This window comes from Arthrobacter sp. R3-55 (genome assembly GCF_054161505.1).
The window spans coordinates 4304285-4318514 of record NZ_CP096423.1 but is presented as its reverse complement, the minus strand read 5'-3'; the positions used below and the strand labels follow the sequence as shown (position 1 = coordinate 4318514).

The window sequence follows — 14230 nt, the reverse complement described above, 5'->3', positions numbered from 1 at the left end:
ACTATTGTGAAAAGTGTAGGGAACGTTCCCTACATAGACAACAGATTTTGGTGAAGTTTTCATGAACAGGCGGCCGGCCCCTTGCCAGCGCCGGGAAGGCAGATGATTGCTGCACATCGATTGGATCAATAATTCAACGCTGACAGAGCTCGCGCTAGTGGGGATGGCGTACGTCTTTTCGGCGCTGGTGGGGATAGAACGCCACCGCCAGGTCAAGAGCGCGGGTCTGCGCACGCACACGCTGGTAGGCCTTGGCGCAGCGGTGTTCACCTTGGTATCCGGCTACGGCTTCAGCGCCATTACAACGTCCGATGTCATTCTGGACCCATCACGCATAGCCGCGCAGATCGTTTCGGGTATCGGCTTTCTGGGCGCCGGCGTCATCTTTGTGCGACAAAACGTCGTCTCCGGCTTAACGACCGCAGCGTCCATCTGGGTAGTCGCGGCGATTGGCATGGCTTGCGGGGCCGGCATGCCGGTGCTCGCTGCGACAGGAACAATCCTCCACTTGCTCACGGTGACTCTGCTTACACGGGTCGCCCGTCAGATTCCGGTGGCCGGCAGGGGTCGGGACCTAACGGTCCATTACGGCGACGGGCAAGGCACCCTTCGAGTCATCCTTGAGCGGGCTACTGAGCTTGGATTTGAGGTGGCTTTGAAAGGAACCCGCCGCCAGGAAACGGCCCGTGCCGGCACCGTCATTGAGGCCAATCTTCGCTTTAACCGTGGCAGAGTCTCGATCGACCATCTGGTTGAACAGCTCACCGACGTCTCCGGCGTTCAGCGGGTCGTCAACGCCACGGACGCCGACAGTTCCCTGTAAGAATGAGTACGCAGGCCAAACACGACAATAGGAGCTGGCATGACTTCCCCATCCGCGCGGGAGCAGGCAATCGGCCGAGTTGCGGCCGGTGAGTCCGTCAAGGACGTCGCGCTGCGCTTCAACATACAACCAGTCGCTTTGCAGCGCTGGGTGGCGGAGGAAACGGGTGTTGAAGGACTGATTCCCGCTGAACAACCAGCCGTACGCAACGGCCACGTGACGATCGTTGACGTGGCCCGACGGGCCAACCTTTCAAAGTCCGTCGTCTCACGGGCACTCCGCGGACAATATGGTGTCAGTAACGAGGCCCGTAAGAAGGTTGAGCAGGCTGCCCGCGAGCTGGGCTTCGTGTTCAACGCGGCCGCACAAAACCTTAGCTCCTATCGGACGAACACCATAGGGGTCTTGGTCCGGGACGCTTCGGCCGCCTTCTACGGCGAAATGCAGAGTGCGCTCCAAAAGAGAGGGACCCAGGTTCAGAACCGCGTCTTCATCACGTCCGGGGCCTTGGACAACCACGACGAGAGACGGGCCCTTGAGGATCTGATTGCCCTTCGCGTCGATGGCCTCATCGTGTGTAGCGGAAGACTGCCCGCCGAGGAAGTGAAGCGATTCTCAGACCGCTTCCCCGTCGTGGTTGCCGGGCGGCCGGAAGCCGATCCGGCACTGAACAGCGTTTTCGGAGACGAAGACGCTGGGGTGGCCGACTTGGCGCAGCACCTCATTGACCTGGGCCACCGGGAAATCGGTGTACTTCAGCCATCTATTAGTGCCTCGCCCATACTCCACCGGCGTACGAACGTCATGGCTGAGGAACTGAAGCGACGCGGCGCCATCCCTCACCTCCTTCCTGTTGAGTCAGCAGAATCCGCGCCGGAGTCGCTGGACTCAGCCCCCGGAACAATCACCGCCCTCATGTGCCCCAACGACCGCTACGCTGCCGTCTGCCTGGAACTCTTCGAACAGGGGCGGCCACGGCTTGCCATCACCGGATTCGATGGGGTGGGAGGACTGGCCAGCAACCTCATTGGCATTACAACCTGGCGCCAGCCCATCGATGAGATAGGAACCGCTGCCGTTGATCTGCTCATGAAGGTGATCGCTGAACCCGGACGGCCTGTTGAACGCCTCGCCATTCCCGGACAGCTCAGGGCCTCGCGGTCCACGGCGGCGATCTAGAAATTACCCTCTGGACAACCAGCAGGCTTTATTGGATCATCGTAGGGAACGTTCCCTACACTTCCGGAATAGACCATAGGACAGCAAAATGACGACGAAATACACGTACGGTGTCTACCTGCGACCAGACCCGCTCACCTGCAAAGCCGTTTCCGACCTCACCAGCTTGGCTCGTCGTCAGTTCGGCATTGTCTCGGCTGCCGCCTTCCCGCCGCATGCAACCCTTGCCGGGGCCATTCCGAGCAAGGCCACTGAAGATGACCTGGTCTCCGCACTGGACCCTGTCCTGAGCACCACCAGTGCAATTGAGGTCCACAACGCCGGCATTTGCCGACACAACGTGGCCATTACCTTCGATGTTGACCACACCATCAGCGGGCAGAAGAACCAAGCCATCAAGGACTTGGCTGTGGCAGTCAATGCAGCACTGGCGCCCTTGACTGAAAGCGGCGAGGGGTTGCGCGCCAAGCCCTTCGACGCCGACAACTTCCGCGCCCACCTCTCGTTGGCCTCACACGACCTGGATGCAGCTCCTCATCTGCGCGAAGAGGTTGAGTCATTCCTGCGAGCAATGCCCCACAGTGCCCCCTCGGATTTTGTGGCCAACACTGTAACGCTCTTCCGGTTCTACAGCAGTGACTGGGCAGGGGAGTGGTGGCACGACCTCCAATGGACACATCTGCGTTCTTGGATCCTTAAGTAGCCCGGAAACCATCAGTGGCGGCATGCCCTGGGGAAAGAATGCAGATGATCAAGCCAGACATTTTTCAACATCACGGCCCCACGGGACTCCTCGTCACCGTCGCCTCGGCTGCGGACATGGAGAAGCACCTTACGTCCGCCGTCGAGCAAATCAGAACATCTACACATTGTCGAACCTTCGGGATAATGGTGACGCGTCAAGGACCTGGGACGTTCGTCGTTGATGTGAGCCCCGACGTCCCCGCCGGCACGGTCTACGAACGAGACGCAACCTGAAGCTGCGGGTAGAAGTCCTGGAGCTTGGACTCCGCGGGAAGGACCCTGCAGCCTGGATTCGGGCAGTGGTCGCAGATGATCTCCCTCCCCATCAGCCCGCCGTCCTTGGATCAACGATTGACACGAAACCCAGTGTGGCCAGTGGCGAAGCAGCAATTCCCAGTTCAGGCTGAACCTGGGTCGTGCCGACGTGAGCCCGAAGGCGCGAGCGGCCCGAGCTGGGCCCTAACGCTGCTTCTTAGGTTGCCTCGGTGCCGGTAAGTATCCCCGCCTTGGGGCGTGTCTGGAGCGAAACTGACTTGAGGACCCGTGCTGTAGCCCTTCCTGCCTGCAGTTCGCTGGGAAGTGGGGGTGGGCGGCAATGCGAAAGGATCAATGTGCATAGAACTGAGCGTGACATGCTGGGACCGCTCCAGATCCCAAAAGACGCGTACTACGGGGTGCATACGCTCAGAGCGAGCAGGAACTTCCGGGTCACTGGTTCGTCCATTTCGGAGTTCCCAATGCTTCTGGCAGCGCTGGCAGCTGTAAAGGAAGCGGCCGCGATGGCCAACTCCGAGGTAGGCGGCCTCGATATTGTCCGGACACAGGCAATCGTTCAGGCATGTCAAGAGATCCGGGCGGGAGCCCTGCACGATCAATTTATCGTCGATCCGATCCAAGGGGGCGCAGGTACCTCCACAAACATGAACGCCAACGAGGTCATAGCCAACCGGGCATTGGAAATATTGGGCCTCCCCAAGGGATCGTATTCGAACCTCCATCCGAACGAGGATGTAAATAGGAGCCAGTCCACGAACGATGTCTACCCGACTGCGCTGAAAATCGCAGCGATCACCGCAGGTGCTGACCTCATCGAAGCCTTGCGGCACCTTCGTCTTTCCTTTGAGCGAAAAGCAGTCGAGTTTGCGGACGTGATCAAGGTTGGCAGGACCCAGCTTCAAGATGCTGTGCCCATGACGCTGGGTCAAGAGTTCGCCTCATATGCCACCATGATGGGGGAAGATGAACTGCGGCTCGGGGAGTCCTTGGTGCACCTGCACGAGATCAACCTTGGAGCGACTGCCATCGGAACGGGAATTACCGCTCCCTCAGGGTACGCCGAAGCCGCCAGGCGGCACCTTCAACGCATCACCGGCCTGCTCGTTGTCACCGCCCCAAATCTTGTGGAGGCCACACAGGACTGCGGAGCTTTTGCGCTGTATTCGGGAACTCTCAAACGGACGGCGATAAAAGCTTCCAAGATATGCAACGACTTGCGGCTGCTTTCCTCGGGCCCTCGCGCCGGCCTGTCAGAAATAAACTTGCCGCCCAGGCAGGCTGGGTCCAGCATCATGCCCGGAAAGGTCAACCCCGTCATACCGGAGATGGTGAATCAGGTCGCGTTCGAGGTTGTCGGAAACGACGTGACAGTCACCATGGCCGCCGAAGCAGGGCAACTTCAGCTCAACGCCTTTGAACCAATCATCGCCTATTCCATCTTTCGGAGCGTCGCGCACCTCACGGAGGCGTGCACGACGCTGGCTGATCTATGTGTAGATGGCATCACGGCCAACAAGGAATTCCTCCGGTCCCAGGTCGAGTCCTCCATAGGGGTTGTGACGGTGCTGAGCCCGCACATTGGATACGAAGCCTCCGTCGAAGTTGCCCAAGATGCTCTTCGAACGGGTCGCTCAGTCACAGATTTGGTGATCGAGAAGAACCTTCTCCCAACAGAGGTGGTTCTCATGATGTTGTCACCGGAGATGCTGCTCGGTGCCGGATAAGCCAACCGGCGACCACAAACCACTCACCGTGCCCCGATTCAGATCAAAATAAGGAAACTCATGAACACCGTAGTGGGAGTCAGCTAATGACAGAACAGGCCGAGAGCGGATCTCAAGCGAACGATGGGCGGCTCACCGAGGCATGGATCGAGGCCAATGTTCCGGACGGCTTCACCATGGTGGCTGTGGGAGACCTCGTCGTAGACGACGTCCTGGCTCCCCTGCTCGAAAGCCAGTCCCCTGAGATGATGGCCATCCTCAAAGGATCAGACATAACTTTCGGCAACTTTGAGGGCAATGCCATTGACCTTGAGAAGTTCGGGGGATGGCCGGATGCGGACCCGGGAGGGTCCTGGCTGATCAGTTCGCCCCGGGTTCCAGCGGACCTGCGCAGCATGGGCTTCGACCTGGTGGCGCGGGCAAACAATCACACGACCGACTGGGGCGTTGCTGGCATGCGCTACACGGACCGGTTGTTGACGGAAGCAGGAATCGGTCATGCCGGGACCGGGGAAACACTGGCTGCCGCACGGGCACCGGAGTTTCTCACCGTCCCCGCGGGGCGAGTGTCACTGGTCGCTGCGGCGTCGCGCTTTCAGACAGGTTCTCGCGCATCCGACGCGGCGGGGAGAATCCCGGCCCGGCCCGGCCTGAACGCCCTGCGCACCACGCGCCACGCGGTGGTAACCGCAGCTGAACTCGAAACGTTGAAGGTCATCAGGGACGCGCAACCCGCCGGGTCCATTCGACGCTCCATTCTGGACGCCGATGAACGGAATGGAACCGTCACCCTGTTCGGAGCGAAGTACGTTGCTGCCTCGGCTGAAACTCCACGAGGGGACTTCGTCTTCACCGTCAATCCCCAGGACCGACGGGACATATTGCAGAACATGAAGCAGGGAAAGCAAACTTCCGATTTCGCGATCTCATCGCTCCATACCCATGAACCCGGGAACTACAGTGAAACGCCGCCAACGTTCATGCAGGATATAGCGCGGGACTTCATAGACCACGGAGCCGACGCCTTCATAGGACACGGACCGCACCAGCTCCGGGGCATAGAAATCTACAAAGGCAAGCCCATCTTCTATTCTTTGGGAAACTTCATCTTCATGGAGAACACCCAGCAGCCGTTGCTCCCTGAAGCCTTCGAAAAAGCGCACCTCGACCCGGCCGATACAACAGCGGCAGAAGCCCTCGAACATAAACGCGTCCATGGTGTCTTCAAGGAAAGCGTCTGGTACGAGAGCGTCATCGCAGTCAGCACTTTTGCTGGCAACGGAAGCCTTCGCTCCGTCCGCTTGCACCCCATAGAGCTCCACTATGCCTCGGGCCGTGACGCCGACCGAGGGATACCGCGGCTTGCCCAGGGCAGTTCCGCCCGCCGGATCCTGGAACGACTCCAGCGGCTCTCAGAGCCATACGGCACAGCAATAGACATCCACCACGAAACAGGCATTATCCGGGTCGATCGTGCCAGGTAAGCCGGTACTCAAAAAATATACTTACCGCACTTGAGGTAAGTGATGGCCGTCTCAGGTTGTTGCATTTGTACGCTGATTTCATCAGGAAAACCCGCGAAACGGGCACTCACATCAACCCCAATGAGGCGTGCAATGCGACTAACAAAAACCACGGGCGCCGCAGCGACAGTTGTCGCAGCGGCGCTCTGCCTTTCCGCTTGTAGCAGCAGCGGTGATACCGGCCAGAACCAGCAGACCAGCGAACCAAGAAGCGGCGGGCAACTTGTCGTTGCGTCGCTGCCCACGATCATTGATCCGCTGGGATCAACCTCACGCACCAACTGGCTTGTCGCGGCGTCCGCCTGTGAAGGCCTTTTTGCGAACGACTCCAAACTCTCGGTTCAAAGCGGATTGCTCGAATCATGGAAGTACGATCCAACGACGCTTCGATACGATCTCACACTCCGCAGCGGAGTCAAGTTCCACAACGGAGAAACGCTCACCTCCAAGGACGTCGTCGCATCACTGGAACGGTACCGGGCGAACTCTTCCGGGGCACAGTTCAACAAACTCGTCAGCCAAATGACGGCCGTGGACGATCAGAAGCTGACAATCACCGTCAAGGAACCCACAGGTGCGATTCCCGCCCTGCTGGCGACACCGGACACCCCCGCGTACATCATGCCGGCATCTTTGCTGACCGGGCTCGCTCCCGATAAGAAGTTGGACAACATCGTTTGCACAGGACCGTACAAGGTCGATTCTTTTGCAGCGGACCAGCAGGCAGTCCTGTCCAGGTTCGACGACTACAATTCCCGGTCCGATGCAACTGACGGCGCTGCGGGGAAGAAAACGGCGTACGCAGACAGCATCAAATTCGTACCCTACAACTCAGCCAACACCCTCAACGAGGTGCGCACCAACGCCGTCGACATCGCTCCGCAGTTCGTCAGCCTGGACCAACTGGCGGTTTACGAAGCCGACCCGGCGCTGACACCAAAAATCCAAGAGGGCGGCGGCTTCAGCCTGATCAAGTTCAACCTCAAAGACGGGCTCATGACCAACAAGACCCTTCGCCAGGCGGTTCTGAACGCAGTTGATCCCAAGGCCATCGCCACCCAAACCCTGGGCGGCCTCGATCACTACAAAGACAGCTCCAGCCTGTTTCCTGAAGGATCCGAATGGTACTCGGAAGAAGGCCAGGACGTCTTCAAGAATAAGGACCCCAAGGCAGCTGCAGATCTGCTCAAGCAGGCCGGCTACGACGGGACCCCCGTTCGGCTTCTCTACCGCCCCGAATCAGATACCTACGGTCCATTGCTGCGACAGCAACTCGAAGCAGCCGGATTCAAGGTCGACATGAAGGCAACCGACGCTGCTACCTTCACTGCAACCAGGACGGATCCTACGGCTTGGGACATGTTCATTACCGACGGAACAAAGTACTCCGACCCCTTGACGGTGCCGTTCATCGCTGACACCTTCCCCGGGTGGTGGACCAGCGAAGAAAAGACCAAGCTCATGGCCCAGGTCACTGCCGGCGCCACCACAGCCGAACGGAAACCAGCCTGGGACAAGCTGCAAGCAAATATTTGGCAGGACCTTCCCTTCATCAAACTGGGAACAGAACCCCGACTGGCGATCATCGGCAACAGGGTCAGTGGCTTTGAATCAACCCAGACCATTCGTGGGTTCTACAACATCTGGCTGACTAGCTGAATCAGCGGACCCTCCGATGTCTACAATTCCTCCTCTCAAGGCCACTCACATGCAATTCACCCGGCTTAGAAAACTAGCCACAATGCCCTCACCGATGATCGGCGCAGGCATCCTGGTGATCATCATCCTCCTGGCTGTGTTGGCACCCGTCCTCGGCGGGGACCCGCATCTGGTTGATCCGGCCAACCGACTCAAGCCGCCCTCACCGCAATTTGCCCTGGGAACCGACGAATCCGGTCGAGATTTGTGGACCGTACTGTTGTTCGGTGCCCAGACAACGCTGGGCATCGCGGGATTGTGCACGTTGCTTGCTGTCGCCGCAGGTTACGTCATAGGCATCCTGTGCGGCTACTACCGCCGCTTCGACGCCATCGCGATGCGCATCATCGATGGGATGATGTCCTTTCCAAACATCATCCTGGTCATGAGCTTGGTCGGTGTTCTCGGCGCCGGAATGGGCCCTGTCATCTTCGGACTGACCATCGTGCTCGTTCCGGCCATTGCAAGAGTCGTTCGCGGCGCCGCGCTTTCGGCCGTAGGGATGCCGATGGTCGAATCCGTCCGATCCCTCGGAGCAAAAGACGGCTGGATCCTCACCCGATACGTCGCGCCGGAAGCCGTCTCGGTGCTGATTGTCCAGACCACGCTTGCGTTCTCCCAAACCGTGCTGTCCATCGCGGCCCTCTCCTTCCTCGGAATCGGTCTGCCACCGGATATCCCCAGTTGGGGTGCCAGCCTTTCGGCCGCTCAACAATACATCTACGTCGGATGGTGGATCGCAGTATTCCCCGGCTTGGCGATTCTCCTGACGGTCCTGGGTCTGGTCCTTATCGGTGACGGACTCAGGGACGTATTCGACCCCCGGGCGAAGAGGGACTAAGACAATGATTGAATACATTCTCAAACGCCTGCTGCTGCTGCTGCCGACCGTCGCCGTTCCGATGATTCTTCTGTTCGTCCTCCTAAGGCTCACCCCAGGCGACCCAGCAGCTGCCGTCCTGGGCGACGATGCAACAGTCGAACAAATCAACGCCCTTCGCGACGAAATGGGCCTCAACGACCCCATCCTGGTGCAGTTCCTCACGTGGCTGGGAAACCTCGCCAGGTTCGACTTTGGCGAGTCGATCTTTCTGAACCAACCAGTGGCCGGCCTTGTGCTGAGCCGGGCAGCGATCACTGCCCAGCTGGCCGTGTTTGCACTCGTGATAGCCGTACTTGTCGGCCCGGCCCTTGGCGCCTTCTCGGCGACCCTGAGGAACCGGAAACTGGACAAAGCGTTAGTGGTGGGATCGGCAGTCGGAATCGCGATGCCAACCTTCTGGCTGGCCATCCTGATGATCTTCGTCTTTGGTGTACTCCTCAAGGTCCTTCCTGTCGCAGGGTTCACCAGCATTTTTCAAGACCCATTGAAGTTCTTTTACTACATGGCCCTTCCCGCACTGTCACTGGGGCTGCTGGAGGCTGCAACGCTCTACCGCTACTCACGTAACGGCGTCATGGACGCGAAGAACCAGCCCTACGTGACCACGGCACGTGCTCAGGGAATTCCCGAGCGGGTCATCACCAGCCGGTACATCTTCCGCTCTGCCCTCGTGCCGATCGTGACAATGGTTGGCGTCGCGGCCGCGGGGCTGCTCGGCGGAGCTGTCGTTACCGAATCCGTATTCTCCATCCCAGGACTCGGCCAGCTACTACTGACTGCGGTCCAGCGGCGTGACTATCCGGTGATCGAAGGATGCATCTTCTTCATCGCAGTTGTGTTCGTCGTTGTGAACCTGCTGGTTGACCTGACCTATGCATTCTTGGATCCCCGCATCCGGCTTGATTCAAAGGAGGCCTGACATGATTACCACCAATTCGCCTCTCCTCAGTGTTAGAGACCTGAACATAGATGTAACGACGGGTTCAGGGCGCAGCCGCGTGGTCAGCGATGTCTCTTTCGATCTCCGCAAGGGGGAGACCGTCGGAATCGTCGGAGAAAGCGGCTCCGGCAAATCAATGACGGCCAATGCCATCATGGGAATCCTCCCAGACGTGGCCACTGCCACCGGAACGGTGCAGTACGACGGAACCGAACTCCTCAGTCTCTCTTCGTCCAAACGCCGCAAAATGTCCGGTCCGGGTATCGGCTACATCTTCCAGGAACCGATGTCGGCGCTTCACCCGCTCCTGACCATCGGTGAGCAGATGATTCGACCGCTTCGATATCACCTGAAGCTTACGAAGCAAGAGGCAAGCCTCCGTGCTACGGATCTCCTTGACCAAGTCGGCATCCCGCCATCCAGGGGGGTTCTCCGTTCCCACATCCATGAACTCTCGGGGGGAATGCGCCAGCGAGTCATGATCGCGATGGCAATATCCTGCCGGCCCCGCTTGCTGATCGCAGACGAGCCCACGACGGCCTTGGATGCCACAGTCCAAAAGCAAATCCTTGACCTGCTGGTGCAGCTCCGAGACGACATGGGTCTGGCCCTGGTACTCATAAGCCATGATCTTGGCCTCATCGCGAAGTACTCAGACCAAGTAGTCGTGATGCTCGAGGGAAACGTCATGGAACAAGGGGCTACTTCACAGATCATTCACTCCCCGGCCCACCCTTACACCCGAGGGCTCATGGATGCTTCCCCGCGGCTGGGCCAGAAGCAACATCGGCTCCCGGTCATCGACAAGACGAAGTTCACCAAGTTGGCACCGGCGGCTTCCACCACGACGGAGGAAAAATGAACACTGTCCCGACGGGCCAGCCCGTTCTGAGCATGTCAGCCGTGTGTAAGGACTTCAAATTCGGCTCACTGATTAAACGCTCGGTCCATCACGCCGTCAAAGACGTCGACCTGACCCTGCAAGGCCGTGAAATCCTCGGTCTCGTTGGCGAATCCGGATCCGGCAAATCCACAGTGGGCCGGATGGCAATCGGGCTGGCCAAGCCAAGCTCAGGAACAATCACCGTTCTGGGAGAGGAACTCGAACACCTCAACAAAGCGGAGATGCGCCAAAAGCGACGCACGATGCAGATGATCTTCCAGGATTCATCCAACTCCCTCAACCCACGAATGTCCCTGCACGAACTGCTGTGCGAGCCACTGCGCGTGCAAGGGCTCTACACGGCGGAAGAACGCGACAAACGTGCCGTGTTATTGGCTGATGAAGTGCAACTTGCACGGAAATGGCTGGACCGCAGGCCCCACGAGTTCTCCGGAGGGCAGCGCCAACGCATCTCCATCGCACGAGCCCTGGCCTTGGAACCTGAACTCATCGTCGCAGACGAACCAGTTTCTGCACTGGACGTCTCCGTCCAAGCGACCGTCCTCAACCTCCTCAAAGACATCCAGGAGGAACGAAAACTGTCCATGGTCTTCATCAGTCACGACATGGCGGTCGTCGAATTCATGAGCGACAACGTGGCCGTTCTCTACAACGGCAGCATCGTGGAGTACGGGCCCGCAGATTCCCTCTTCGCGAGCCCACGAAACGACTACACCAAAATTCTTCTCGCATCAACGCCGACCCTCTAGGACACAGATTGAGCACTTCACCTCGAACCAAAACCGCTCCCTCCGCGGTCATCGCCGGGCCTATCCCGGAAACAGCACACTCCTCACCGGTTGTTCTTGAGCCCTACGGTGTCGAGCGGATACCTACCTATAACTACATCCAAGAGGAGTACTTCGTCTCCGGTACGGCTGCGGGACAGCCCTACCAGACCCGAATCCTCGTCCGCCGCCCTGAAAACATTGACCATTTCAACGGGAAAGCCGTAGCTGAGGTCGCGCACATCTGGGGAGGTACCTCAGTCTGGCGGGTCCTGAACCGCCACCTGATGCGCAATGGGTACATGTGGATCGAGATCGACTCCCAGTCACCCAGCGCGCTGGGCCTCATCGCCGGATCAAACCCGGAACGCTACCGCTCGATGACCTTCATCAAGGGCCCGCTGGCCTCGGATTTCGCTGCCACCATTCCGTTCGTGGAAGATCCAAACCAGGAAGAGCTCGCCAAACAATACGACGAGTTCAAGGAGAAATGGTGGGAAGCGACACCACAGTCCTTTGAGATCATCGCCCAAGTTGCCCAGGCTCTCCGTACCGGCCTTCCCGATCTTCAGGGATCAGAGGTGACAGGTCTCTACTTCATCGGAATCTCCCAGACAGGGGGAGTCGTTCGCCGATTTGTGGAGCAGTATCATTCCCAGTTCCGCAATGAAGATGGCCGGCCCGTCTTCGACGGATATTTGCCAGCTGCATCAGGGGGACCTTCCCTGCCGGACATCGATGTTCCAGTGATCGAGATGCTTGGTGAAGCAGAATTTCAGTCCGTCCGCTGGGAATGCGGGGTATCGGGACAGGTGCGGGGACTAAGCCATCGGCGCCCTGACAGCTCGACGTTCCGCCTTTACGAAGTGCCCGGCATGGCCCATCGGGAAACCCGGTACATGTCCGACAAGGACAAGATCCGTCTGAAAGACTGCCCGCTGCCGGCAGGAGCATATTGGAGTACTTTCCCGAACTCCCATGTTTACAACGCGATATTCGAACAACTTGTCGCGTGGAGCGAAGGAATCAAGGTTCCACCGCCCAGCCAGTACCTCGAAACTGTAGGAACCACCGACACGATTGTGCGCGATGAACATGGAAACGCACTCGGCGGTTGGCGCACCACATACACCGACGTCCCTCATTCGACCCTGGTCGCCGCAACCCCGGTCGGCCGGCCGTCTTGGTACCACGGCAACGAAACACCCTTCGATTCGGCCAAACTCAGCAGGCTGTACGGCAGTCCCGCGGGTTACCGTCATGAGGTCGCAAAGAACCTGCAGGAGCTCATCGAGAACGGTTTTTACCTTGAAGTGGATGCGGAAGACATCCGGCTGCAGGCAGAATCGGTGCAATGGTAGTACAACGAACTAAGGCCTAGCCCATGCCCATTGTCTTGGATCTACATCAACTCCGACCCGAAGCCGTATCCGTGCAGCTATCCCAGATGGCCGAGTTAATGGCCTTCCTCCATGCCGTTGCGGAACCCGCGCATCACTTGGACCGGAGGCAGGAAATCCAGGGCATGACACGAGCCCTGCCGGACGAAGCGAATCGTGCCGTCCGGGCGCTGGCACCCTTCTGGGCAAGATTCAGGGCAAGACACTTGATGCCGATGACATTTGGGCAAGCAAGCGGATTCGAACACGAGTTGAAAAGACTGGAAAACCTCAGCCTCGACCTGTTCGCGGCATTTTCCGCCGAGGTCATCTACGGCACACGAATCATGACCTTTCCCGATGTCACCAGAAGTCCAGTTGCGGCGGCCGATTTCGTTGCCAGGGCCGAAGAACGCTCCGAGGCGCGAGGTATTCTCGCTGCGCAGCTCATCCGAAATCCGGAGGAGCTGCGCAGCCAACTCATCGCGACCTTGAAAGAGGTAAACGAGAAGTTCTTCTCGGAACGATGGATTACCGCATTACCCCAATTGAGAGCCGCCCAAGCTGAGCTTCAGAGCGCCCTCGCCACCCAACCTCTACCAATGGTCTTCACGTCACTAAACCCCGGCACTCACTACTTTCCCAGCACTCAGCAAATTGCTTTCGACAAACTTCAGAATGCATTTATCTCGTCCTCGGATGACCGAAAGTACATACTTCTGCCCTCGTCCTACGGTTCCCCGCACCTGGTCATCAAGTTCGCTCAAGACTACGGACACCAGAGGCTAGACCTTCCGGTAGTGATTCAGTTCCCCTTCACGGAGATGGGGGTCCCCACAACCAACACAATGGAAGAGATTCGCCTCCGACTCACAGTCATGGCTGACCCCGCACGGATGGACCTGTGCCGACATCTGGTCAACGAGCAATGCACAACAACCGAGCTGGCCAAGCGAACAGGCATGACAGTGCCCCAGGTGTCCCGGCATCTACGCAGGCTCCGAGAATCCGGCTTATTGGACTCCGTCAAGGACGGACGCATGGTGCGAAACAGACTCAACCTACGAGCCGTCTACTCTCTGGGTTATGACCTGGTCTCGAGCATCGTCCGCTAGCGAAATCCGGGTGTGGCTCCGTATTCGAGACCAACTGAGTGTGTTGGCTCCCGGTTCCGGTCAGACCGCGGCACAATGCTCTGGTCTCCAAGACGGTCGGCGTCAATGATTCCTGACATTTGTGTACAAACCGACTGAAATCAAGTTTGTGCGTTCACGACCTATCTTCCGTCCGCTGGGCGCGGCTATTCGCAACAAGTACCCCGAGGTCCGGGGATGTGCCCAGCGGACGGAACCGCATGAACCTCTTTTTGTCCCGGCAGGTATCGCGACGA

At 58.7% G+C, this 14230-nt stretch carries 13 protein-coding genes; 12 read left to right on the top strand and 1 reads right to left on the bottom strand.

The features are described from left to right. Positions 1 to 106 precede the first annotated feature (106 nt). The 5 genes from M1D51_RS19685 to M1D51_RS19665 all read left to right on the top strand — a co-directional run bounded on the left by M1D51_RS19685 (position 107) and on the right by M1D51_RS19665 (position 6230). Positions 107 to 823, top strand: a complete 717-nt coding sequence (locus M1D51_RS19685; RefSeq protein ID WP_458107711.1) for an MgtC/SapB family protein — start codon at positions 107 to 109, stop codon at positions 821 to 823. A gap of 39 nt (positions 824 to 862) precedes the next feature. Then, positions 863 to 2002: a substrate-binding domain-containing protein gene (locus M1D51_RS19680; protein ID WP_458107710.1), complete on the top strand. Its 1140-nt coding sequence runs from the start codon at positions 863 to 865 to the stop codon at positions 2000 to 2002. Between the two features lie 88 nt (positions 2003 to 2090). Next, entirely contained in the window at positions 2091 to 2705 is a 615-nt protein-coding gene (locus tag M1D51_RS19675) for a 2'-5' RNA ligase family protein (protein ID WP_458107709.1), read from the top strand. Between the two features lie 673 nt (positions 2706 to 3378). Further along, complete coding sequence (locus M1D51_RS19670; protein ID WP_458109624.1) at positions 3379 to 4746, top strand: aspartate ammonia-lyase; 1368 nt, start codon at positions 3379 to 3381, stop codon at positions 4744 to 4746. 86 nt (positions 4747 to 4832) lie between these two features. Continuing rightward, on the top strand, positions 4833 to 6230 hold the full coding sequence (locus M1D51_RS19665) for a CapA family protein (protein WP_458107708.1): 1398 nt from the start codon (positions 4833 to 4835) through the stop codon (positions 6228 to 6230). 8 nt (positions 6231 to 6238) lie between these two features. Here M1D51_RS19665 and M1D51_RS19660 read toward each other — a convergent pair whose 3' ends face one another. Continuing rightward, positions 6239 to 6514 carry a hypothetical protein gene (locus M1D51_RS19660; protein ID WP_458107707.1) on the bottom strand — a complete coding sequence of 92 codons (276 nt, stop codon included), beginning with the start codon at positions 6512 to 6514 and terminating at the stop codon, positions 6239 to 6241. A gap of 106 nt (positions 6515 to 6620) precedes the next feature. On the opposite strand from M1D51_RS19660, the gene M1D51_RS19655 reads away from it, so the two are divergent. The 7 genes from M1D51_RS19655 to M1D51_RS19625 all read left to right on the top strand — a co-directional run bounded on the left by M1D51_RS19655 (position 6621) and on the right by M1D51_RS19625 (position 13955). Next, positions 6621 to 7928 (top strand): ABC transporter substrate-binding protein, encoded by a 1308-nt coding sequence (locus M1D51_RS19655; protein ID WP_458107706.1) that lies wholly within the window; start codon positions 6621 to 6623, stop codon positions 7926 to 7928. A gap of 82 nt (positions 7929 to 8010) precedes the next feature. Further along, positions 8011 to 8808 (top strand): ABC transporter permease, encoded by a 798-nt coding sequence (locus M1D51_RS19650; RefSeq protein ID WP_458107705.1) that lies wholly within the window; start codon positions 8011 to 8013, stop codon positions 8806 to 8808. A 4-nt stretch (positions 8809 to 8812) separates the two neighbouring features. Beyond that, positions 8813 to 9769, top strand: coding sequence for an ABC transporter permease (locus M1D51_RS19645; protein ID WP_458107704.1), 957 nt, complete (start codon positions 8813 to 8815; stop codon positions 9767 to 9769). Position 9770: 1 nt separating this feature from the next. Continuing rightward, positions 9771 to 10652: an ABC transporter ATP-binding protein gene (locus tag M1D51_RS19640; RefSeq protein ID WP_458107703.1), complete on the top strand. Its 882-nt coding sequence runs from the start codon at positions 9771 to 9773 to the stop codon at positions 10650 to 10652. Beyond that, positions 10649 to 11443, top strand: a complete 795-nt coding sequence (locus M1D51_RS19635) for an ATP-binding cassette domain-containing protein (RefSeq protein WP_458107702.1) — start codon at positions 10649 to 10651, stop codon at positions 11441 to 11443. Before M1D51_RS19640 ends, M1D51_RS19635 begins: the two co-directional genes overlap by 4 nt. A gap of 8 nt (positions 11444 to 11451) precedes the next feature. Next, positions 11452 to 12822 carry an alpha/beta hydrolase domain-containing protein gene (locus tag M1D51_RS19630; protein ID WP_458107701.1) on the top strand — a complete coding sequence of 457 codons (1371 nt, stop codon included), beginning with the start codon at positions 11452 to 11454 and terminating at the stop codon, positions 12820 to 12822. A 23-nt stretch (positions 12823 to 12845) separates the two neighbouring features. Continuing rightward, positions 12846 to 13955, top strand: coding sequence for a DUF5937 family protein (locus tag M1D51_RS19625; RefSeq protein WP_458107700.1), 1110 nt, complete (start codon positions 12846 to 12848; stop codon positions 13953 to 13955). Positions 13956 to 14230 lie beyond the last annotated feature (275 nt).

Excerpts from the sequence above, each read along its gene's own strand:
- M1D51_RS19680 (WP_458107710.1), top strand. The coding sequence starts at position 863 with ATGACTTCCCCATCCGCGCGGGAGCAGGCAATCGGCCGAGTTGCGGCC.
- M1D51_RS19675 (WP_458107709.1), top strand. The coding sequence starts at position 2,091 with ATGACGACGAAATACACGTACGGTGTCTACCTGCGACCAGACCCGCTC.
- M1D51_RS19670 (WP_458109624.1), top strand. The coding sequence starts at position 3,379 with ATGCTGGGACCGCTCCAGATCCCAAAAGACGCGTACTACGGGGTGCAT.
- M1D51_RS19665 (WP_458107708.1), top strand. The coding sequence starts at position 4,833 with ATGACAGAACAGGCCGAGAGCGGATCTCAAGCGAACGATGGGCGGCTC.
- M1D51_RS19650 (WP_458107705.1), top strand. The coding sequence starts at position 8,011 with ATGCCCTCACCGATGATCGGCGCAGGCATCCTGGTGATCATCATCCTC.
- M1D51_RS19645 (WP_458107704.1), top strand. The coding sequence starts at position 8,813 with ATGATTGAATACATTCTCAAACGCCTGCTGCTGCTGCTGCCGACCGTC.
- M1D51_RS19640 (WP_458107703.1), top strand. The coding sequence starts at position 9,771 with ATGATTACCACCAATTCGCCTCTCCTCAGTGTTAGAGACCTGAACATA.
- M1D51_RS19635 (WP_458107702.1), top strand. The coding sequence starts at position 10,649 with ATGAACACTGTCCCGACGGGCCAGCCCGTTCTGAGCATGTCAGCCGTG.
- M1D51_RS19625 (WP_458107700.1), top strand. The coding sequence starts at position 12,846 with ATGCCCATTGTCTTGGATCTACATCAACTCCGACCCGAAGCCGTATCC.